A 415-nucleotide genomic window follows, 5' to 3' on the forward strand; every position below is an offset into this window, starting at 1 on the left:
ACTCAGAAATTCTTGGTAAACTGAATAAAAATGATGTAATCGAAACGACAAATCAAGTTCAAAATGAATGGTTGCAATTTGACTATAATGGAAAAACAGGATATGTTTACGTGCCATTTTTAGCAGGGACGGCACCTGTAATTGAAAAGAAAGAAGTTGTAGCGCAAGAAGAAGCGCCAGTAAGAGTAAATACGCCGGTTAAGAATAATAAAGTAGTTAAGAACGAAGAGTCTGTTAAGAATGTAGAATCAAATAAACCTGTGGTAAAACAGCAGTCAACTACGAAACAAGTTGCGAAATCTACTCAAACAAGTGCACCTGCTGGTGGACGTGAAATAACAGTAGAAGCGACAGCGTATACAGCGCATCCAGGTGAGAATGGTACGTATGGTGGTCGTGTATTAACTGCAATGGG

Annotated in this window: 1 pseudogene; it reads left to right on the forward strand. The window is 38.8% G+C overall.

The window, feature by feature from the left end:
• Positions 1–415, forward strand: a pseudogene (locus COL05_RS30795) (enterotoxin); the annotation flags it as partial.

The organism is Bacillus sp. AFS059628 (assembly GCF_002571225.1).
Lineage (GTDB): Bacteria > Bacillota > Bacilli > Bacillales > Bacillaceae_G > Bacillus_A.